The following is a 21,445-nucleotide window of genomic DNA, read 5'->3' as shown; positions in this document are numbered from 1 at the left end:
CAACCGACGCATAACAATGCGCCGGGTGCTCGCGTTCGAGCCGCTTCAGACGGAAACGTTCTTCGCCTTGAAGGTGAACAGCTTGTGGCCGTAATAGCTGGTCACCACCGGGCTCGCGACGCCGATGGCATGGGCCACAAGTTCCGCGTGCCAGGTGAAGCCGAACCACGGAAAGACGCGATCCTTAAGCCCCAGGCTGACCAGCCAGACCTGTAACAGCGCCACCAGATTGACGATGGCGAAGCGCGCGAACTCGGCATGGGACGCGCGCTCTGATTTCTGAAAGACGAAGAGCTTCGCGAGAAGAAAAGCCGTCGTCATGCCGATCAGATAGGCGACGATGATCGAGGCGCTGTACGACATCACCAGGCCCAGCGGAATGCGGACCAAAATATTGACGCAGGCCGCGCAGCCGCCGGTGACGATGAAGCGGACGAATTCACTCGCCCGCAAGGCGCGCAGTCGCTTCACGCCGGCACCGCCTCAGCCATGATCCGACCAATCCGCACGCTTTCGGAAATGCCGCGATCTTCCGGGTAGTAATAGCAGGTATCGGCGGCCTGAAGCCCGGCGATGGGCGTCTGGATGGCCGGCAGCGTCTCCAGAAACCGCGGGCCGCAGACCGGCTGGGCATATTTCAAGCGCCCGACCGTGCCGTCCAGCAGATCTGCCTCCGTCAGCGCCGGATTGACGCGGCGCAGATAGCCGAAGGCTTCCGTCACGAATTGCTCGTCGGCCCAGGCCCATTTTTGATGGGTCACCGGCATATAATAGGGGACATAGACGATATGGGCATCGACCGGCCGCAGATTGCTGAATTCGATGAAGCCGGGAATGTCGATCGCCGGGTCCACGATATTGACCCAGAAATGCTTGGAGACCTGACGCTTCAGCCGCAGCATGACGCAAACGACGCCGATATTGGGAATGGCGCTATAGGCGGCCTTGCTGGTGTCCGGCAGGTCCGGCACCAGGCTCGGCACCAGTGGGGCCGGCACGGTTGAAATCACGGCGTCCGCCGGGAAGGTCTGGCCACCCGCCAGAACGCCAGTGACCTTGCCGTTTTCGGTCAGGACTTGCTGCACAGGCGTCGCCAGATGCAGGCGGCCGCCGAGCGCCGTGAAGGCACTGACCATGGCCTTGACCAAGGTCTCCGACCCGCCTTCGATATAGCCGAGCTCTTCCTGCATCATCGATTTCCGCGAGGTGCCGACGCGCTTGACGCGCGTCCAGATCCAGGCGGCCGACACGTCATCGGCGAATTCGAAGAATTTCAGCTCCAGCAGCTTGCGCCACAGCACGTCATAGGCGCGCTTGCCGGCGCCGCGCTCCACCCATTCCCGCACTGTGATCTTGTCGAGATCGGTCCAGTCCGTCCGCTTCGTGGACAGGAACATCTGCAGCCCGTAGCGGAACTTGGAAATCCAATCGAGATGCGGGAATTTCAGCAGCGACAGCGGCGTGCCCCAGTCGTGCACGGCGCCGCCCATGTAGTAACCCATGGACGTGGGCGTCCAGCGCATCTTGTCGCCGATGCCAAGCTCCTCCATCAGCCCGAAGGTCGTCGCGTCCGACTTGCAGACGAAATGGTAGAAGCGCTCGATGGAAATACCGGCGAAGTCGAAATGCGCGGCCATACCGCCGGCCTTCGCGTCCGCTTCCACCAGATCGACCTCATGGCCCAGCTGTGCGGCCCGCAGCGCCGCCGCCAGACCCATAGCCCCAGCCCCCAGAACCAGCACGCGCATATCAGAATTTCCTTAGAATGACAGGGTAATCTGGGCGTAGCGGGGATCGAGGAAGGTCTCCCGCATTGCCTCTGCCAGGGGGGTGGCGGGGACGTTGAAGATGCCAGGCCAGTCGATGACCGGGAAGGTCTCCGGGATGACGAGCGCTTCCAGCTGCGTGGTGGTAAAGGGCGGGTTGCTGTTGAATTTCGCGTAAAACCACAGCAGCAGCCAGAACAAGCGATAGGGAATATGGACGATGCGGGCCTTGGGCGAGACCGTATCGTGGATCAGCCGGATCAGCGCGCCATAGGTAATGCGCTCCTGGCCGGAGATGTCATAGGTGCCGGTCGGCCGGCTTTCGACGCAGGATGCGATGATCGCGGCCATGTCGCCGGCATAAAGCGGCTGCCGGATGAAATTGCCCCGCCCCGGAATCGGAAAGACCGGCATCCGGTCCATGAAGCGGCGCAGCCAGCCCAGATGCTTGCGGTCGAACCAGCCGAACATCAGCGTCGGGCGCAGCACCACATGTGGAATGGCGCAGGCATCAAACAGCGCTTCCTGCAGGCGCTTGGTTTCCGAATAAAGATCCTGCGCCTTGGAATTGACGACCGAGGAACTCATGCCCACGACATAGGGGACATTGAACTCTGCCGCCGCCGCCAGGATGTTTTCGGTCGCCTTGATGTTATTGGCGACGAACTCGTCCCGGAACAATCCGCCGATCTGCGCCTGATTGACGATCACCGCGTCGGCGCCGGCAAAGCTGGCGGACCAGGCGCCGGGCTGCGCCAGATCGGCCTCGATGACCTCGACGCCCGGGTGAAGCTTGCGCAGGATCGCCGTGTTTTCCGGATGCTTGTCGATGCCGACGACCGTATAGCCGGGCTTGGCCGCCAGCCGCGCGATCAGATTCTGGCCGATCAGTCCGGCCGCACCCGTGATGACAATACGGGGCATTAAAGCGACGACCGGTGAAAGATGGCATCCGGCAAAAAGCGAATGATCAGCATGATGAATTTCCAGCGCTTGGGCGCATAGACGGTAACGCCGCCGCGATCGGCCGCGCGCCGCACGATGGCGGCGACGGCCTGTGGGGTCGACCACATCGGTCCACCCTTTTTCATCCCGGCCGTCATGGGCGTGTCGATCGGACCCGGTTTGACGATGACCGCGCGCGCGCCGACCTTGCTCAGGCGATGGGCGATGCCCTGCACCAGCTTATCCAGGCCGGCTTTGGTGGCGCCATATAGATAATTGCTCTGCCGGCCGCGATCGCCCGCGACCGAACCCAGCACCACCAGCGTGCCGGCGCGCTGCTGTTCCAGCTGTCCGGCCACCGCCAAACACCACAAAGCGGCCGAGGTAAAATTGACCTGCATGACCGCGGCCGCATCTGCCAGATCGGTCTCCGCACGGCTCTGCTCGCCGAGCACGCCATAGGCGATCAGGATATCGTCGATGACCCCGCCCAGGCGCTCGGTCCAGACCGCGACGTTTTCAGCGACGGAGGCGGGCGTGACGTTCCCGAGATCGCAGAGCGCAATGTCGGCGACAGCCGCGCCGCGCACTTTCAGGTCGGCGGCGATCACCTCCAGCTGCTCTGCCTTGCGCCCGACCAGCAGAAGACGCGCGCCTTCCGCCGCATAAAGCCGCGCGGTCGCCTCGGCCACGGCCGAACTGGCGCCCAGAATGAGGACTGTTTTGCTCGTCTGGCTCACGTTGCTACCCTGCTGTTTTGACACGGCGCCAGAACGCCGAGGAGAATTTCGGATCGACATGGGGCTCGAATTCCGCGAGGCGCGGATAGCCGGCCCGGAACAGATCGCCGCTCATGCGGCCGTCCTTGGCCGGATAAAGCCGGCCGCCGGCTGCCCGCACGATATCGTCCAGCCTGGCCAGCAAAGCCAGGGTCGATTCGCCGCGATTGGGAAAATCGAGCGCCAAAGTGGTGCCTTCCTGCGGAAAGGACAGCATGCCCGGGGAAGGGCGCGGCCCGAAGGTCTTCAGCACGGCGAGGAAGGAGCCCTGACCGGCCGCCGCAATCTGGCGCAGCATTTCGGCAGTTGCCTCCGGCCCAGCCGCTGGCGGCACGACGCTCTGATATTGGTACAGACCCTGGCGTCCATAGAGCAGATTCCATTGGCCGATAGCGTCCAGCGGATAGAAGAAGGGCTTGTACGAGGTCTTGCGCGTGCCCCGGTGCCGTTTGCCGGCCGTGTAGTAAAGGGCATTGAAGGCCTGCAACACCGGCTTGGACAGCAGTATGCCGGGCGCCTCGAAAGGAATGGAGACGCGGGTGGCATCCGCCTCGGCTCGTAACTCCCCGGACAGGACATGTCTGGCTCGGGAGAACAGGCCCCGCCCCGCCCCGCGCGACCCGAAACAATCGATCCAGGAGACAGTATAAGGCCAGCTGGTTTCGCTTTCCTGCGCGATGGCAAAGAATTCGGCGAGATTGGCGAAGGGGATGGTCTCGGTCTCGACCAGGCTGCTGCGGATGGGAATCGCTTTGAATCGGGCCGAAAGGATCATGCCGGTCAGGCCTAGGCCTCCAATCGTCGCGGCGAAAAACCCGTCATTGCGGCCAGGCTGAAGCTGCTGAATGGTGCCGTCGCTGCGAGCGAGCGTGATCTCCTCGACCCAGCAGCCGAAGGTGCCGGCCTCGTGATGATTCTTGCCATGCACGTCATTCGCGATCGCGCCGCCGAGCGTCACGAATTGCGACCCTGGTGTCACGGGCAGGAAGAAGCCACGCGGGATCAGAAAGGCCAGTAGGCTGCCAAGCGAAATGCCCGCTTCCGCGTGAATCACCCCGGTCGCGGCGTCGAAATCGATGAGGCGGTCGAGCGCGGAGGTCACGACCACGCCGCCATCCGGGTTGAGCGCGGTATCGCCGTAGGAACGGCCGAGCCCGACCGGCAACACGCTGCCGTCATGGTCGAGAGCGGTCACGGCGGCGGCGGCCTGGTTCAGCCAGGCAGGCTTTTGGACGAACTGGCGCGGCTGCGTGACGCGGCCCCAGGACCGCAGCGCCTGTGTCTCGTGAAAGGACGGTGGTAGCATGGTCAGACGGCCAGGACGAAGCAGATGGCGGCAACGGCGCCCAGGCCCAGCATGGCGCGGTCGGTCAGCACGAAACTGACCGGATCGTCCTGCATCTCGCCACGCTGCGCCAGCAGCCAGACCCGGCCCATCAGGATGCCGACGAAGAGCGGCATCACCCAGAGGAAGCCCGGACGATGGTAGATCACCGGATGGGTGGTGAAATTCAGCGCGAAATCCTGCGCGAAATAGAGGGCGAGGATAATCAGCGAACTGATGCCGGTTGAGATGCCGAAGATGGCGTTCAGGATCAGGTCATCCGCGCGATAGCCGCGCGCCGCGGTCTTGCCGCTCTGGATGGAGCGTAGCAGCTCCGTCTGCCGCTTGGCGGCGGCCAGCGAGAAGAAGAACAGCATGGAGAAGGCGAGCAGCCATTCCGAATAGACCTGATTGGCCAGGGCGGTGCCCATGACCAGGCGCAGCGTGAAGAGCAGGGCGATGATGAAGGTGTCCAGCAGCGGCAGCTGCTTCAGGCCGAAGGAATAGGCCAGCGTAATGACCAGATAGGCGAGCAATGCGGTGCCGAAGGCCGGCTGGATCAGGAAGCTGATGCAGAGCGCGGCCAGGATACCGCCGCAGCCGGCCAAAAAGGCCGGCATGATGGCGATCCGCCCGGCCGGGATCGGCCGGTTGCGCTTGGACCAATGCGCCCGGTCGCTTTCCAGATCGGCGAGGTCATTGATCAGATAGGTGGAGGAAATCATCATCAGCAGGACGCAGAACCCGGCGATGACCCAGGCCACCGAGGCGAAGTCGCGCCAGTCATGGCCCAGGACGAGGGGCAGGAAAACCAGCACGTTCTTGGACCAGTGATGCACCCGGATGGCGCGGACCCAATCCTTGAACGTCGCGGCCTGCCGCGGAAATGTTGCTTCGATCGGCTTGCCGAGCGCCTGCGCCGCTGCCGCAACGCCCGGCTTGGCGCCGACAAGGACAAGCCGCTGCGATTTTTGCCAGACCGCCAGATCTGCCGCGCTGTCGCCGGCATAGGCGAAACCGTCCGGGAAGGTCTGCGCCAGATAAGCGGCTTTATTCGGACCCTTCAGATTGGCGGTATCGCTGCCGATGCAGGAGGCGAAAAAGCCCAGCCGGGCGGCGATTCCGTCGGCAATGCTTTGATGCGAGGCGGTGCAGAGATGCAGCACCCGGCCATGGTCCAACTGAACCCGCAGCCAGGTGACAAACGCCTCGTTCAGCGGAATGCGTGTGACGTCGAGGGGAAAGCGCTTCGCCAAGGCCTGTTTGAAGGCCAGCTTGCCGGCGCGCAGGTGCAGCAGGCAGGCGATCAGGCCAAGCGGGTTGAGGAAGAACGCCTTGATGATCTGCTCATGCAGGGAGTCGTCCAGCAGCAGCGTGCCGTCCAGATCGACGACGAGCGGCAGATCCTGGGCGCCGGCCGCGCGTGCGTGCAGCGATGCATGATCCTCAGTGAAATTGTCCATGCCCATCAATGCACCGTCCGGTCGCTGCCGCCTGTCTCTGATCCCATGACCTGCAGGGGAATGCGCGTGCTGCAGGACCAGGTCTTGCCGTCGCGGGATGGATTGATCGTCAAAGTATAAAGGCCGGGCGTGCTGGGCAACTCGGTCTTGAGACTGAAGCCGCTATTGGCAAGCGCCGGGTGTCTGAAAGCTTGCGCCACATCTGGCCGGGGCTGCTGGGACATGGCTGGCGCATTGGTTTCGGTGCCGTCCGGATTGGTCACCGTCACCGTCACCCGATCCGCGGGCAGGCCCTGGTCGGTGGAAATCGCGGCCCAGCCAACGATATCGAGGAAATTATGAACCTTGACGGGCAAATGCTCGATCGGTGTCCCGTTGATGACGTCAACTGAACAGGACGACGTTTCGGGATATTGCACCGGAGCGGGCGCGACGGGCGTTAGCGGTTTGAGAAGAATCTGCCCGACCAAGGGCTGAGCCGGAAAGGTGATACCCGACAATTTCAGCGAAAACCGTGTATGCCAGAAGAGGCCACCGCCGAAGGCTGCCGTCAGGCGGATATGCGATGGTCCGCGACCGGAAAAGTATTCGCGTCCTTCGGGCATAGCCAGAGCCATGAAATCCGTCGTGGTTTCCACCAGCGGTGACAGCAGAAAGCCACTTTGGCCCATGGCGGCGACATAGCGAAAGTCCTGCTGATGTCCATCGGGAAAGGTGTAGGTCATGGTCAAGGCTGGTGGTTTGAACACAAGGCCGAGAAGCTTGCCGAGTAAGGTCTCTTGGATATCGAGCTGGGCCCAGACGTAGGGTGCCTTTTCCGGCAGCGCGATCGTGCTGTCGGTCGTATAGGTGCCCGAGGTCAGCGGAGCCATCGATATTGTCCCGGTCGCCGTTTGGTGCTGCAGCAGGGCGTAGTCGCCGTAGAGTCCCGTTATCCGATAGTCCGAGAGCAAGATCGGCCAGGACAAGCCATCGTCCAAAGCCGGCACCCTGTTGTTGATCGTCTGGACGGCGAAAAAGATATTGTCCGGCGCATCAGGCCCAGTGAGATGGGCGGCGTTTTCCGCCGCCAGCTTCGGCGTATAGGCGGAATAGCTCTGGATGATCGGGCGCGGATCCCAGTTCACGCCATGAGCCAGAAGCACAGTCTGGTCATAAGCGTAGATATCGGCTGTCCCGGAAATCGCCGGCAGCGGATGCGCGACGCGAATGCCGCCGAGTGTCGCCGTATATTTTTCTGCCAGGAGAACGGGGTTGTTCACCCGTTCTTCAAAAGCGGAGGCGACATCCTTCAATTGCCAGACGATAGAACGGGCGACCCGCACCGGGTTCAAGGGTACATGCGTGATCGTCAGATAGCCAATCACGCCCATCGCGCAGGCACCAGTTGAGAGGCGGGTTTGCTGGCCCATCACGAAAGCCAGGCCCGCGACGCACAGAACGCCGCTTGCGATGGACGCGTTGCCAGAACCGACAAATCCTTCCTTAAAGGCCAGGAACAGAATCATCGCGGAGCCGATCGCGAGGACCAGGCCAGCATCGATTTTGGCAAAAGAGCGGCTATTGCCGAGAATCCAAAGCGGCAGGCAGCAGATGATGAACAGAATGAGCTGCCGTGGCGGCCCCATCATCGACATCGCATTTGTATAGCCGGTGATGATCGGGGCCTGTGCGATGAAGAACCCAGGCAAAAACCGTATGGGCTGGCCTGCGGCGACCCAGAAGGCGGCCAAGCTCAGAAGGAACAGCACGGCCGTGGCAATGGCGAGGCCAAAACGGCGCCGGCTGATCAGCAACAGGAAGGTGAATAAAACGGCGACGTCAGCGCAGATGCCGAAGGTGCCTTTGATGAGCGGAAACATGCCCAACGTCGGGACAGTCAGCAGCCAGGCTGCCTTGATGAGAAGAGCGGACGGCGCCCGTCTGTCCGCCGAGCGCGGTGTCGCCAGTCGATAGACCAGCATCAGAGACAGCAGCGGCAGCGCGAAGAACTGCGTGTCGGACGGCACCAGCAGCAGGAACAAAGGCAGTGCGAGAGCCACCAGCCTCATATAGCCTTGGGAAAGACTGATGAGCACGAGCGTAATGGCGACCGCGATCAGCGTGCCGCCGGTCAGCATGATCGGATCGGTCGCCGGGAAGAATTGCCGGGTATAGACGGAGCCGTAAGGACCGAATGTGAAAATGAGGTCCTTGCCGAAAATCAGGTGCTTGGCGATGGCCACATTGATGCCGAACCGCCATCCGTCATCGAGATTGGCCGCCGGCAGGGATGGCGCGAATGGAATATAGACGGCGGCACTGGCGAGCAGAATCATCACCGCCAACACTGCGGCGGCCAGGTTACTGAGTTGGCCAGTCAGCCCCGCTGTCGTTGCGCGCGTCGCCGGGCTGTCCGCGGCCGCAGCATTTGCCAGGCTACGCTGGTTGGCAGTGTGGTCCGGGCGCTGCTCGATATCCAAAATGCACTCTTCCTCGCGGGCTTTTAAATGGGAGCGGCAACCGCCTCTCAGCGTTGTTAATTCAGATTTTTCTTGGATGCCAGGGCAAGCGAGCGCAGTTTTTCCCTTGTCCGCGCCTCTTCCCGATTCTGCAATCCGGCATGAAACAGCCGGCGCGGCTCCGCGTGTCGATGCATGATAAGGCAGCGGCCCTCTGCGGCGGTGCGGGTTTTGGCGGCTGTGCCCCAGGGCCAGGCTCTGCCATTGCAATGGCCAAGCCTTAATGCGAAGCACAGTCTCTGCTGCTGACTTGATCATGTCTGAGTTCGCTATGACAAAATCCGGCTATCACCTTATCCTCGGCGGCTGCGGCTTCATCGGCCGGGCCGTGGCGCGGGAGCTTGCGAGCCGTGGCATTGACGTCGTGGTGGCAGGGCGTGTGCCGCCGATCGGCCTTTCATCGCTGGGCCTGCCGGGCCGTATCGACTATCGCGCTTTCAGCCTGGCGGATGCCGATTGGGACCAGCTCATCGCGGGGGTGGCCGTCATCCATCACTATGCCTGGAGCTCTCTGCCCGCCAGTGCCAATGCCGATCCCGCGCGAGACCTGGCCGATAATGTCGTCCCGACGCTGCGCCTGCTGGATGCCATGCGGCGGCAAGGTGCCGCAGCGCCCCGGCTGGTCTTTGCGTCCTCAGGCGGCACGGTTTACGGCCGTCTGAGGCAGATTCCGGTGGCCGAGGATCACCCGCTGCACCCGATCACTGCCTATGGCGTGGGCAAGGCAGCGGTGGAACTTTATGCCAATCAATACAATGCTCTCTATGGCCTGGACTGCCGGATAGCGCGGATTTCCAATGCTTTCGGCGCTGAGCAGAATGCCGGGCGCGGGCAGGGGGCCGTGACGATTTTCATCCAGAAAGCGCTGGCGGGCGCGCCGATCGAAATTTGGGGCGACGGCACGGTGACGCGTGACTATATCCACGTCTCGGATGTGGCACGCGGCTTGGTGGCACTGGCCTTGGCCCCCCAGACGGAAGGGCCGAGGACATTCAATATCGGCAGCGGCGGTGGCGTCAGCCTCAACAGCCTGATTGATGAGCTTGCGTCGCAGTTGGGTCGCGATCTGGATGTGCGGCGTGTCGAACATCGTTCCTTCGACGTGCCAACCAGCGTTCTCGACACCACCTTGGCCCGACAGATCCTGGGATGGCGCCCTGTCGTGTCTTTCTCCAACGGCATTGCTATGACAATCGCGAATTTTCGTGGTGATACTCATAGGTCTGTCTGACACGCGTTCACACGCAGGGCCATGACGCGTGCCTGAGTAGTGATTCGAGCCGTATTTCATTTAATGCCGGAAAAACACCTTCGATGAACTTTGACAGCGACGCCGGATCCGCCCACCCGCTTAGCGATGTCCTGGCAGAGTCCGCTCTGGACAGCGTGTTCTGGACGCCGTCTCGCATCGGCGCGATGAGCGCCTGGTGGGGGCACGTGCCTTTCGCCCATTGGATCATATCGGCGCTTCAGCCCGTCTCCGTTGTGGAACTGGGCACGCATAACGGCGTGTCCTTCGCGGCCTTTTGTGAGGCCATGCAGCGCAACGCGCTGCCGGGGCGGTGCTATGCTGTCGATTCCTGGGAAGGGGACGAACAGGCCGGCTGGTATGGCGAGGAGGTTTTCGCAAACCTGGCGACCTTCGTTCAGGCCCGCTATGCGGCTTTTGCCGAAATGCTGCGCATGAGATTTGACAAGGCATTGCCGTATTTCTCAGATGGTTCCATCGATTTACTGCATATCGACGGCTTGCATACCTATGACGCCGTCAAGAATGACTTTGAGACCTGGTTGCCGAAGCTCTCGGCCAAAGGCGTCATCCTGTTTCACGATACCAACGTACGCGAAGGCGATTTCGGTGTCTGGAAGCTATGGGAGGAACTGCGTCAGCGTTACCCTTCCTTCGAATTTCTGCATGCGCATGGTTTGGGTGTCCTTGCGGTGGGCAGCGATGTGCCGCGTGCAGTGTTGGATCTTTGCGCGAGCCCGCCTGAAGCGGCGGCCGCTATTCGGGAACGCCTGTCCCAGCTTGGCGCGCGCTGGGTAATTGGCGAGCAGGCAAGGGAACTGACGCAGCACGCAAAAAACCTGGAGAATGAGCGCGCAAATCTACAGCAGGTGCAGGCGGTCATCAGCCAGTCTCTGGATGACTACAAAAAACATGCGGCAAATCTGGAAGCGGAACGGGCCAAGACCACGCACCGTGTCGATGAACTCAGCAAAGAGCTGGACATTCGCGCCGGCGACGTTCGCGCTGTGCAGCAGCGGCTTGTGGCGGCGGAACGCCAGTTGTCAGCGGCAGAACGTCAACGTATGGCCGTTCTTGACGAACATAACGCGGAGCTGAATGCCGCGCGTCAGGCGGCAGCCACCAATGAGCGGCTGGCGCATGAGTTGAGTGCTGCCGTTCAAACCCTACAAGTCTCGACATCCTGGAAAGTCACGCGGCCCTTGCGGGCCGCCAAGAAACTATCTGCCCGGCTGCGCGGCCGGCCGGCCGAGCCGTCTTTGGCTGCCGTGCTCGTGACCGAAAAAGGACCGGAAGCCATCGGCGTCATCGCGCAGAGCGGCTTGTTCGATGAAGCCTTCTATGCCGGGACCGATGCGGCGAAAGCGATGGGCATTAGCCCGATCGAGCATTATCTGCAGCAGGGCGAAGCTTTGGGCCTGGCTCCATCGACCTCATTCGACCCGGTCTTCTATAAGGCGCGCAATCCTGATCTTGTCGGGCAAGTCGCCAACCTGCTGTTGCATTACGTAGCCAGTGGCCGTCGCGAGGGGCGTGAGGCCATTTCAGCCGCCTCCACGCTCGACATGCCGACGGACCGTCTGCGGAGCGATCGCCAGACAGTCGTCGTCATCGTGCATGAGGCGACCCGCACCGGCGCTCCTATCCTCGGCTGGAATATCATCGGTGAATTGAAGAAGCGCTACAATGTGGTTGTTCTGCTGCGCAAAACCGGCCCGATCGCCGAGGCCTTGGACGAGCAGTCCGATGGCATGGTGACGCTGCCGGGCAATTTCGTCTTTCACGATGCGCAGACGGATGCGCTGGCAGCGGCTTTGATCCAGCGTTACGCGCCGGTCTATGTCATCGCCAATAGCATCGAGAGTCGCTACTTCGTGCCGTCCTTCGAGCGTGCCGGCGTGCCGACCGTCGCGCTGATCCATGAATTCTCAAGCTCGGTCCGTCCGCTGGGTGCCATGCACGGGCTGTTCGAGAGCGCATCGAAAGTTGTCTTTTCGGCGCATGTCGTCGCCGAATCGGCGCTTGCGGACTATCACATCCTGCGCGCCCGTGAGTTCGAGGTATTGCCCCAGGGCGCATCGAAACTGCCGCCCGGCGGTCAGGTCGCGACCGGTGAGCAGCGCAAGATCCCGATGAAGGATATCGCCCCTCTGCCGGGCGATGACGGGTCATTGCTGGTCGTCGGCATCGGCACCATTACCACGCGCAAAGGTGTCGAGTTCTTTATTGCCGCCGCAGCACGGGTACAGCGCGAGAATCCTGCTCGTGCGATCCAGTTCCTGTGGATCGGCGACGCCTATTGGTTCGACGAGCCTTATCTCGAATCGCTCAAGGAACAGATCAAGCGATCCGGCATTACCACGGCCTTCGCATTCGCAGGCGAATTCGAAGACCTTGCTGCCGTCTATGAGCGCGCGGATCTTTTCTTCCTGTCGTCGCGCCTCGACCCGCTGCCCAATGTCACGATCGATGCCGCGCTGCACGGCATTCCCGTCATCTGCTTCGATCAGGCCAGCGGCTGCGCCGAGATTCTGGTCACCTCGCCGGCAACGCGCGATCTGGTGGTTCCCTATATGGACGTCGAAGCGGCGGCCAGTCTGGTTCTGGCACTGTCGGCCGATCAGGCAAGGCTGGCGGCCCTGGCCCAAGGTATGCGCGCCATTGCCGCCGAACATTTCGATATGGCGCGCTATGTCGAGAGTCTGGATCGCTGCGGTTTGGCCGGGGTGGCTGCACACAAGCAGGCCATCCTGGATGCAGAAACGCTTTCTCACGAAGACAATTTTAACGCCCGCCTTTATCTCGGGTCGCGCGTGGCGACGATGACCCGCACAGAGGCCATCGCGCATTACCTGCACGGCTCGCATCTGGCGGCTCCACGCGGACGGCCGGATACCGGGCATCTGGTACGCCGGCCGTTGGAGGGGTTCCACCCCATGATCTATGCCGAACGGTGCAGCAGCTTTGATGAGAAGGCCGGAGAAGACCCCCTGGTTCATTATCTGCGCGCCGGCCGGCCAAGTGGTCCGTGGCAGCATCAGATCATTCGGCCGACGGCCAGCACGGCGGCGGCACCGGCTGGCTTGCGCGTCGCGGTGCACGGGCATTTTCATTACCCGGAATTGCTTGAGGATTTTATCGTCAGGCTGCGCCGTAACCGCACCATGCCGGACCTGATTTTGACGACCACCAGCGATGACGCTGCCGCTGAATTGAAGTCGATTTTGGCGCGCATGAAATTTGCAAACGCAACGATAACGATCGCGCCCAATCGTGGCCGCGACATCGCGCCGATGTTGACGTCATTCGGGGTGGAGCATTTCGCGAATTATGATCTGGTCGGTCATGTTCACGGCAAGCGCAGCCCTCATGTCGATGTTACCGTCGGCGCTGCCTGGCGGAATTTCGCCTGGGAAAATCTCGTCGGCGGCGAATGGGCGATGATGGACACCATCCTTGCGGCCATGGTGACCGATCCCGCGCTGGGTCTCGTCTTTCCGGAAGATCCGCATCTGAATGCCTGGGACAAGAACCGCGACATCGCCGATGATCTGGCTAGCCGAATGGGCTTGGCCAAGCCGCTGCCGAATCATTTTGACTTTCCGATCGGGACGATGTTCTGGGCACGCCCGGCTGCTTTACAGTCTCTCCAGCAGCTCGGCATCGGCTGGGATGATTTTCCGCCGGAACCTTTGCCGATCGACGGCAGCATGCTGCATGCCCTGGAGCGGCTTCTGCCATTTTCTGCCGCTAAGGCAGGCTATCGCTATGCCGCGACGATGGTAGAAGGCTGCTATCGCTGATGCTCTGCCGGACAAGGATCATGACAGATCCTTGTCCGGGCCGAACGGTGCCTTACGGGGCGAGCGAATCCAGGCCTAACTGAAGGCGCTCAGGGTCGATCGAGAAGGATGAGCGGTGCGGTATGGCCTCGTTACGATCGACAATCGGGCCGCGGACATCGGCGTAAAGGCCCTGCCGGTCCTGTATCATGGCGTAGAAGAACCGGTCGCCGAACAAAGACGGTGCCACGCTGGTGACGCGGACGCCGGTGGGCGAATAGATGAGGCCCGTCAGTCCGGACCCGAGCGTGCTGAACAGCCCATCGGCACGCCGGAACACGGCGACCTGATCGATGAAATCGAGCGCTGCGATATCCTGCATACTGAAGCCGTTTTTCTGTAGAACGGCGTCTATTTCGGTCGCGTTCGTCAGGCTGCGGGCGGCATTGCTCTGACGGAGCAGGGCGATTTTATTGGTCTCCAGACCCAGATCGGTATGTATCTTGATGCCGCAACGCATCGCTTCCGCCGCACGCGGGTGCAGCAGATGGTCCGACCAGACCGGGGTGACCGCCCAGGCATTGCGCAGCCTGTAGCTCCGGCCGGTCCTGAGCCAAGCCACACGGTCATTGGCAATGCCATAGGCGGCAAGCGATTGCCGAAACGTCTTCCACGGATCGTGCTCGGGGCCTTTATTCAGATATTCCGCGGGGACAGCGTAGTGAAAGCGTCCAGGGAAAGCTGCTTCCACCATCACCAGTTTCGGCAGCAATTCACCCAGCCAATGGCCCCAGGTGCCGACGCCGAAACGAGCGATGATGACGGTTTCTGGCGTAATCTCTTCGCTGGGCTCTGCGGCGAGCATGGCATCCGGCGTCACCGTGCCGGCTGGCATCCAGGGCGGCATCTGCTCGTCCACGGCAATGCCGCCATTGGCCGTAACTACATAATCAACGTCGGGGTAGATTATGCTGTCTTCAAGTTTGACGAGATCGATGGGTCTGATCTGCGCCTGCCGTGCCGCATACAGATCACGCTCATAGTGCAGACCGAATGCCGCATCGAACTCGCCAATATTATTATACCGCGTCGCATTAACCGTGAGGATCGAGGCGCTCTTTGCCAGTCGGATGCGCTCGGCGCCCAGGCTATCCAGCTTTTGCCGGTTCAGAATCGGAGGAGCCACTGTTTCAGGCTGCCCTTCGGGCAAAGCCTCGCCTTGTGGGCGAAACAGGCGCCGGATGCCATTCACTATGCTGGGCGGAGACATCAATTACCTACCACGATTATTGAAGATTAGGATGAACTGCCCGTGGAACTGGAAGCCGCCACCGATGCGCGCTCTGCGGCCAACTCATCGTAAATCGAGTCGAAGTCCATCTTGTGAAAGACTTCCGGTGTCCTGATGACGTCAAGGAATTCCAAACCAGCAATCTCGGCCACCGTATAGGGATGGAAATCGCTGCGCGCCATTGGACGGCGCCAGACAACCGACTGGCCGTGATTATTCGCCACCGTGCGTAGATTGTAGTCCGGGAAAAAAGTATGGATGAAGAACACAAGCTTATAGGTGTCACCCATCCAGGAATTATCGGGGTCACCGGTAAAAGCCTTGACCCTGAATGCGTCGTGCTGGTCCGGCATGGCAGCCTGATAGGAACTTGGGATGACATCATCAATGACGATCACGCCGTCCTCGGACAGGCAATGCGTTGCATTGACAAAATCCCGAAGCGTTTGTTCGAAAGTATGTAGGCCGTCCAGATAGATGAGCTGGAATTTTTCGCCGGGCTTGATCCGCTCCGAAAAGTAAAGGTCGCTCGTGACTTCGTGAAATGTGCTTTTCGTGTGCTGCTTGTGAGCATCTTCGAGAGAAAACAGAAATTTGGGATCAACGGCGACTTTGCGCTCTGCGTTGATTTGTAAAAATGTTTCGCCCCTGTTCACCCCGACTTCAAGATAATGGGCTTGGCGGAAAAGACGCAAAATACCATTGAGAACATCTGGCCGAGAAATCAAAGACTTGTCTCCCGATGCATGACAGTAAGCAACTATCAGCGCCCGCTGCGGTTCCCAAGTCAAGACGCCTCGCCCTTCGGCGCCGCCGACGTCACTAAGTTGTCAGGGCAGGTGGCCTTTCATCGGCACACTAGGCTCTGCAAGCGTTAGCCGTGGAAATCGGTTCGACCAAAACGGCTGACGACTGCCTACCGGCCATAGTGCAGTAAAGCTTGGCCGGTAGGCAGTCGTCAGCTGAGAACAGTCTCGGGGAACAGGGATTGATCAGTCTTGCCACCCGCGAAAGCGTCTAAAACCTCGCCGGCCGGGCCATCGGCCCGGATGCGGCCGTCTTCCATCCAGATGACGCGGGTGCACCAGGACCGGACGATCTCATTGATATGGGTCGAGAGCACCAGAATGTCAGCGCCGCGCACCAGGCTTTCCAGCCGTTCCTGCGCCTTGGAGCGGAAGGAGGCGTCGCCCGCCAGAAACCATTCGTCCATTAGCAGCACTTCCGGACGGAAGGCGGTTGCCATGGCGAAGGCCAGCCGGACGATCATGCCTGAACTATAGGTGCGGACGGGCAGATCGAAAAAGTCACCCAGTTCGGCGAAGTTTCGCACATCTTCCTGGAGGTGCTCGATTTCCTGCTGGTTCATGCGGTGAAACCGCCCGCGCAGGGCCACATTCTCGCGTCCGGTCAGTTCCATATTCATGCCCTGGCCAGGATCAAGCATGGCATTGAGCGAGCCGCGAATCTGCACGCGCCCGCCGACGGGTTCGTAGACGCCCGCCAGCGCCCGCAGCAGCGTCGTCTTGCCGGCGCCGTTATGGCCGACGATGCCGAGACGCTCACCGGCACGGAGCGAGAAACTGATATCCCGCACCGCCTTGATCACGGTCTTGTGCTGGCTGTTCTCCTCTACGCGAGAGGAGCCCTTGGCCTTGTTCAGCAGGGTCTTTTTGAGGCTGCGCGATTGCCCATGATAAAGCGGAAAATCGATCTGCAGATTTTGAACGTCGATGCTTGCGGCCATCGTTTTAAATCCAGAACGCGATACGATGACGTACGCGAAGGAAGGTGTACCAGGTCAACGCGCAAAGCGCGATTGAGAAGCCAATGGCGCTCAGATAGGTCGCATAGCCTGGAATGCTGCCGAGCAAGGGTTGGCGCACGATCTGCAGCAGCGTGAAGAACGGATCATAGAGCAGAAACCAGCCGCGCTTGCCCAGGAATTCAGGCTTGAACATCACGGCGCTGACATAGAAAGCGATCTGCATGATGCTGCCGATGATCGGCGGAATATCGCGGAAACGCGCGCAGATGGCGCCCAGCAGCAGCGCTGTGGCGATGCCATCCACCATCCAGATTAAGAATGCTGGAATGGCAGCAAAGGCCGCGAAGGATACCGGCACCTGAAAGGCCAGGAAGACGACGACGATGACGACGACATTATGCCCAAGGATCAGGATATTCCGCGCCAGCAGCTGCCCCAGATAGACGGAGAAGGGGATGCGCATGGAGCGGATCATCCCCTCGGCCGAGACGAAGACCGTGCAGCCCTCGGAAATGATCGTGGCGATGAAGGTCCATAGAATCAGCGAAAGGCTCAGAAAGGGCAGATAGTCCCGGATCGGCGTATGAAACAGAAACGCATACAAGAAACCGAGCGAGCCGATCATCAGGGCGGTCGACAGGGTCAGCCAGAAAGGACCGAGGATGGACCCGCGATAGCGGAGGCGGATATCAAGCCAGCTGAGCGTCAGCGCCAGCCGCCACAATCCGAAGCCTTTGGCGACGTCCCCGCACGCCATACGGTGCCGTGCAATCAGACCCAGGCCATGACGCAGGTCAATCGCGAATTCTGTCTCTTCATCCTGTGAAGTCGAGACATCAGATTGCTTAACAAGGTCCATAAGCGACGCCTATTAGTCGATTCGGGCCGTCCCACACAACCCATCTGAAGTGATGCCCGAGCAGCGCCAAAGCCCTAGTTCGCCAGGCGGGGGCGCTGTGACATAGCGTGATCAGAGCAGGGTTTTATCGGGGCAAAACGCCCGGTTGTGGTGCGTTCAAGGGGCGGCGGCCCGCCAGGGCTTGGGGCGTCGCGGCGGCTCCGCCAGGCGCTGCATTGGGTAATCCCAATCGAAATTCGGATTGTAGAAGGGATCATGGTTCAGCTCATGGTCCCAGCGGTCGCGCATATAGGTGGCCTCGCGCGCCGCGCGCGCCAGCTGTTCCGGCGTCATGTCGCGGCCCCGCGACTGGGATTCAAGATGGAAGAGTGTCGCGAAGGGCGTCCAGACCACGCGCAACCCTTGCGCTCGGATGCGCAGGCAGAGATCCACGTCGTTATAAGCGATGGGCAGATGCTCGGCGTCGAAACCGCCAACAGCGGTAAAAACCTCCCGCCGCAGGGCCATGCAGGCGGCGGTGACGGCCGAGACCTCCCGCGTCAGCGCGTATTGATCCAGATACCCTGGCTCGTTGCCATCGGTGCCATGGCCGAAATGGCCGGCAATGCCGCCGCGGCCATTATGCTGGCCGACGCCCAGGATGACGCCGGCATGCTGAATGCGGCCGTCGCCATAGAACAGTTTGGCGCCGACCGCGCCGATATCGGGGCGCGATGCCAGCGCCACCATCTCCCGCAGCCAGCCGCCGTCGATGACATCGATATCATCATTGATCAGAAGAATGACATCTCCGGTCGCCTGAGCGACCGCCATATTGTTGATGGCGGAATAGTTGAAGGGCGCGCGATAGGGCAGAACCCGCACGCGCCGGTCCTGCTGCAAGCGGCTGAGCAGGTCGAGCGTATCGGCTTGCCGGCTGTCATTATCGATAATGATCAGCTCGATATCGGGATAATCCGTGCGATGCAGCAGCCCCGCCGCGCAGCGCGCCAAAAGGGCGTGGTTGTCGCGCGTCGGCAAAATCAGGCTGACGCGCGGTGCTGGATCGGGCAGCGGCCAACGCAGTTGCAAGCGGGTTGCCGCGCCGGACGCCGCCGCGCCGGACGCCTCCGCGCCGGCCGCCGCCGCGCCGGACGCCTCCGCGCCGGCCGCCGCCGCGCCGGACCATTCTAGAAGCTCGGCCCGCCCGGACAGGCCCTTCCCAGTGAGATAGGTCTCGGCCGCTGTCCGCGAGGCTTGCGTCCAGGCCGGCGGCTGCATCGGGTCGAACAGACCCGGTGCGGGTCCGTCCGGCATCAGGCGATGATAGAGAACGGACGGGATATGCCGGATGCGGGAGGGCAGGCTGGTGGACGCGACGGCCAGGGCCAGATCGTGCTCTCCGGCCAAGGCCGTTCCATTGAACCGCTGCAACAGAGAGCGGCGATAGACCGTCAGGCGACCCGTCAGATTCTGGCCCAGATGCAGGTCGATATTCCAGGCGGATTTGAACGCGGGTGCAAATCGCCGCCCGGCCGCGTTTATGCAATCCTCGTCGGTATAGATCAGATCGCTGTCGGGATAGTCGTTCAGGGTGGCAGCGACTTCATACAAGGCCTCATCGGCCAGACGATCGCCCGGAGCCATCAGCGTGACGAAATCGCTGCCGATCTGCGGCAATGCCGCCGCGAATGCCGCGCTGCTGCCTCGGCTTAGGATATAGCGGATCCCTGTCGCATCTTTCGGCGTCAGGGACCTGGCTTGGTCGAGGGATGAGGCCGTCCCGGCAATGCAAATCTCCCAATGGGCATAAAGCTGCGCCCGGATGGATAGAACGGTTGCCGGCAGAAAACGCACAGTCTCCTGATCAATCGGGATGACGATGGCGATGGTCGGCCGCGCGGGCAGCCCGTCGATATGCGCCAAGATCGCCGCCCGGTCATCGCCCGACAGGCTGTGGTAGTCCCGCAGCCAGCGACCGTAATCCAGGCCGGGCGGCAGTTCGGGGACCGGCGGCGGCGCAACTGCGACGGGGGCCGGCTTCCGCAAATTCCGCCAGGCATCGGTCAGCCGCCGCACCGGGGCCATGGCCCGCCAGGAGAATGAGGCCAGAAGAGCGTCGCGTTCGATGGCCGTTACGCGTTCGGCTTCCCGACTATGATCGAGCGCTTGCTCAAGTGCCGCGACGCGCGCGCGGATCTGAACGACCTCTTCCCCATCCACGGGCAGGATATGGCGCTGCGGATGCGGCCGGACACCGGCGGGCAGGCTGCGGTCTTCGGGCATCTCAGCCTCAGCGCCAGCCGAGGGCCGGCGCGATATGGGTCAAAATCGCCTCGATGACATGGGCATTATAGGCGACGCCCAGCTGGTTGGGCACGGTCAGCAGCAGCGTATCCGCTTCCGTGATCGCCTCGTCCTGCCGCAGCTGCTCGATCAGCTTGTCCGGCTCGGCGGCGTAGCTGCGGCCGAAAATGGCCCGGGTCTTGTCGTCGATGAAGCCAACCTGATCCTCGCTGTCACCGCTGCGGCCGAAATAGGCGCGGTCATGGTCATTGGCGATGGCGAAGATGCTGCGGCTGACGGAGACGCGCGGCGTGCGGGTGTGGCCGGTAGCCGCCCAGGCCTCCCTAAAGGCCCGGATCTGCTTGGCCTGCTGGATATGGAAGGGTTCGCCGGTCTCGTCATCCTTCAGCGTCGAGCTTTGCAGGTTCAGACCCTGCTCGGCGGCCCAGACGGCGGTCGCATTGGACCCGGCGCCCCACCAGATACGTTCCCGCAGGCCTTCGGCATGGGGTTCCAGGCGCAGAAGGCCGGGCGGATTGGGGAACATGGGGCGCGGATTGGGCTGGGCGAAGCCCTTGCCCTGCAGCGTGCTCAAAAAGACCTCGGTATGGCGGCGGGCCATATCCTGGTCGGTTTCACCCTCCGCCGGCTGATAGCCGAAATAGCGCCAGCCATCGATGACCTGCTCCGGGGAGCCGCGGCTGAGGCCGAGCTGCAGACGTCCGCCGGCGATGAGATCCGCCGAACCGGCGTCTTCCGCCATATAGAGAGGGTTCTCGTAGCGCATATCGATGACAGCGGTGCCGATTTCGATCCGCTGGGTTCTTGCGCCGACGGCGGCCAGCAGGGGGAAGGGCGCGGCCAATTGGCGCGCGAAGTGATGCACGCGGAAATAGGCGCCATCAGCCCCGAGCTGTTCCGCCGCGACGGCAAGATCGATCGACTGCAAGAGCGCGTCGGCCGCCAGTCGCGTCTGCGACTGAGGGGAGGGGGTCCAATGCCCGAAGGACAGAAAGCCGATCTTTTTCATGGGCGAAGCCTAGCCGATGGATTGTCCGCTCAGGAAGAAGATATGGCGGTCGGGGGCCTTGGCGGCGATGTGGCCGGTGCCGGGCTTTGGGCCGGATATGGTTGGGTTTTCAGGCCGGTCGAGATTGTTCAAGACCACATCAGCGAAAAAATTCGGGCCTTATGATGGGGCGGATTGTCCAGGGGATGGTGGGTTACAATTTTGCATGAGGCGCATGCATATCGTTTTTTGCACCACGATGACGGTCTATTTCGGAGTTTTTTTATTAAAATATTGATTTAATTGGATTTTATCTAAATTTTCCGCTGTCATCCGTTTGAAATTTCCGCGTTGACAGGGGAGGGGGGCGGGCCTAGAACGCCGCTCACCGACGGGGTGCGGTTCTGGCGGAGACGCTGAGATCGCAGAGTTTAAAGACCCTGT

Annotated in this window: 16 protein-coding genes; 2 read left to right on the top strand and 14 right to left on the bottom strand. The window is 61.6% G+C overall.

Annotated elements, in window-relative coordinates:
- Positions 1–45: 45 nt before the first annotated feature.
- Genes ASILVAE211_RS24705 through ASILVAE211_RS24675 form a run of 7 tightly spaced genes read right to left on the bottom strand, consistent with a single transcriptional unit; the run spans position 46 to position 8,739 of the window.
- The gene (locus ASILVAE211_RS24705; protein WP_227324032.1) at positions 46–471 is read right to left on the bottom strand and encodes a GtrA family protein; all 426 of its coding nucleotides are present in this window, start codon (positions 469–471) and stop codon (positions 46–48) included.
- Positions 468–1,748, bottom strand: a complete 1,281-nt coding sequence (locus ASILVAE211_RS24700; protein WP_227324031.1) for an NAD(P)/FAD-dependent oxidoreductase — start codon at positions 1,746–1,748, stop codon at positions 468–470. Before ASILVAE211_RS24700 ends, ASILVAE211_RS24705 begins: the two co-directional genes overlap by 4 nt.
- Positions 1,749–1,760: 12 nt before the next feature.
- Positions 1,761–2,690, bottom strand: coding sequence for an NAD-dependent epimerase/dehydratase family protein (locus ASILVAE211_RS24695; protein ID WP_227324030.1), 930 nt, complete (start codon positions 2,688–2,690; stop codon positions 1,761–1,763).
- On the bottom strand, positions 2,690–3,451 hold the full coding sequence (locus ASILVAE211_RS24690) for an SDR family NAD(P)-dependent oxidoreductase (protein ID WP_227324029.1): 762 nt from the start codon (positions 3,449–3,451) through the stop codon (positions 2,690–2,692). The genes ASILVAE211_RS24695 and ASILVAE211_RS24690 overlap by 1 nt, the downstream gene beginning before the upstream one ends.
- A gap of 4 nt (positions 3,452–3,455) precedes the next feature.
- Positions 3,456–4,796: an FAD-binding oxidoreductase gene (locus tag ASILVAE211_RS24685; protein ID WP_227324028.1), complete on the bottom strand. Its 1,341-nt coding sequence runs from the start codon at positions 4,794–4,796 to the stop codon at positions 3,456–3,458.
- Between the two features lie 2 nt (positions 4,797–4,798).
- Complete coding sequence (locus ASILVAE211_RS24680; protein ID WP_227324027.1) at positions 4,799–6,277, bottom strand: UbiA family prenyltransferase; 1,479 nt, start codon at positions 6,275–6,277, stop codon at positions 4,799–4,801.
- Positions 6,278–6,282: 5 nt separating this feature from the next.
- Complete coding sequence (locus tag ASILVAE211_RS24675) at positions 6,283–8,739, bottom strand: hypothetical protein (RefSeq protein ID WP_227324026.1); 2,457 nt, start codon at positions 8,737–8,739, stop codon at positions 6,283–6,285.
- Positions 8,740–9,034: 295 nt separating this feature from the next.
- On the opposite strand from ASILVAE211_RS24675, the gene ASILVAE211_RS24670 reads away from it, so the two are divergent.
- Both ASILVAE211_RS24670 and ASILVAE211_RS24665 read left to right on the top strand, forming a co-directional pair.
- Entirely contained in the window at positions 9,035–10,009 is a 975-nt protein-coding gene (locus tag ASILVAE211_RS24670) for an NAD-dependent epimerase/dehydratase family protein (protein WP_227324025.1), read from the top strand.
- Between the two features lie 83 nt (positions 10,010–10,092).
- Positions 10,093–13,830: a rhamnan synthesis F family protein gene (locus tag ASILVAE211_RS24665; protein WP_227324024.1), complete on the top strand. Its 3,738-nt coding sequence runs from the start codon at positions 10,093–10,095 to the stop codon at positions 13,828–13,830.
- Between the two features lie 52 nt (positions 13,831–13,882).
- Here ASILVAE211_RS24665 and ASILVAE211_RS24660 read toward each other — a convergent pair whose 3' ends face one another.
- From ASILVAE211_RS24660 to ASILVAE211_RS26230, 7 genes are all read right to left on the bottom strand, one after another.
- Positions 13,883–14,995, bottom strand: a complete 1,113-nt coding sequence (locus ASILVAE211_RS24660) for a glycosyltransferase family 61 protein (protein WP_227324023.1) — start codon at positions 14,993–14,995, stop codon at positions 13,883–13,885.
- Positions 14,996–15,105: 110 nt separating this feature from the next.
- Positions 15,106–15,891: a class I SAM-dependent methyltransferase gene (locus ASILVAE211_RS24655; protein ID WP_227324022.1), complete on the bottom strand. Its 786-nt coding sequence runs from the start codon at positions 15,889–15,891 to the stop codon at positions 15,106–15,108.
- A gap of 167 nt (positions 15,892–16,058) precedes the next feature.
- Positions 16,059–16,847, bottom strand: a complete 789-nt coding sequence (locus ASILVAE211_RS24650) for an ABC transporter ATP-binding protein (protein ID WP_227324021.1) — start codon at positions 16,845–16,847, stop codon at positions 16,059–16,061.
- A gap of 4 nt (positions 16,848–16,851) precedes the next feature.
- Entirely contained in the window at positions 16,852–17,727 is an 876-nt protein-coding gene (locus tag ASILVAE211_RS24645) for an ABC transporter permease (RefSeq protein WP_227324020.1), read from the bottom strand.
- A 156-nt stretch (positions 17,728–17,883) separates the two neighbouring features.
- Positions 17,884–19,992: a glycosyltransferase family 2 protein gene (locus ASILVAE211_RS24640; RefSeq protein WP_227324019.1), complete on the bottom strand. Its 2,109-nt coding sequence runs from the start codon at positions 19,990–19,992 to the stop codon at positions 17,884–17,886.
- Positions 19,993–19,999: 7 nt separating this feature from the next.
- On the bottom strand, positions 20,000–21,022 hold the full coding sequence (locus ASILVAE211_RS24635; protein WP_227324018.1) for an LLM class flavin-dependent oxidoreductase: 1,023 nt from the start codon (positions 21,020–21,022) through the stop codon (positions 20,000–20,002).
- 9 nt (positions 21,023–21,031) lie between these two features.
- On the bottom strand, positions 21,032–21,154 hold the full coding sequence (locus ASILVAE211_RS26230; protein WP_264479102.1) for a hypothetical protein: 123 nt from the start codon (positions 21,152–21,154) through the stop codon (positions 21,032–21,034).
- Between the last annotated feature and the right edge of the window lie 291 nt (positions 21,155–21,445).

This window comes from Acidisoma silvae (assembly GCF_020618775.1).
GTDB lineage: Bacteria > Pseudomonadota > Alphaproteobacteria > Acetobacterales > Acetobacteraceae > Acidisoma > Acidisoma silvae.
The sequence above is the reverse complement of the archived record's forward strand: the minus strand, read 5'-3'. Positions and strand labels throughout refer to the sequence as shown.

Coding starts and splice junctions, on each gene's coding strand:
- ASILVAE211_RS24640 (WP_227324019.1), bottom strand. CDS start 19,992: ATGCCCGAAGACCGCAGCCTGCCCGCCGGTGTCCGGCCGCATCCGCAG.
- ASILVAE211_RS24650 (WP_227324021.1), bottom strand. CDS start 16,847: ATGGCCGCAAGCATCGACGTTCAAAATCTGCAGATCGATTTTCCGCTT.
- ASILVAE211_RS24680 (WP_227324027.1), bottom strand. CDS start 6,277: ATGGACAATTTCACTGAGGATCATGCATCGCTGCACGCACGCGCGGCC.
- ASILVAE211_RS24670 (WP_227324025.1), top strand. CDS start 9,035: ATGTCTGAGTTCGCTATGACAAAATCCGGCTATCACCTTATCCTCGGC.
- ASILVAE211_RS24645 (WP_227324020.1), bottom strand. CDS start 17,727: ATGGACCTTGTTAAGCAATCTGATGTCTCGACTTCACAGGATGAAGAG.
- ASILVAE211_RS24695 (WP_227324030.1), bottom strand. CDS start 2,690: ATGCCCCGTATTGTCATCACGGGTGCGGCCGGACTGATCGGCCAGAAT.
- ASILVAE211_RS24665 (WP_227324024.1), top strand. CDS start 10,093: ATGAACTTTGACAGCGACGCCGGATCCGCCCACCCGCTTAGCGATGTC.
- ASILVAE211_RS24685 (WP_227324028.1), bottom strand. CDS start 4,796: ATGCTACCACCGTCCTTTCACGAGACACAGGCGCTGCGGTCCTGGGGC.
- ASILVAE211_RS24635 (WP_227324018.1), bottom strand. CDS start 21,022: ATGAAAAAGATCGGCTTTCTGTCCTTCGGGCATTGGACCCCCTCCCCT.
- ASILVAE211_RS24700 (WP_227324031.1), bottom strand. CDS start 1,748: ATGCGCGTGCTGGTTCTGGGGGCTGGGGCTATGGGTCTGGCGGCGGCG.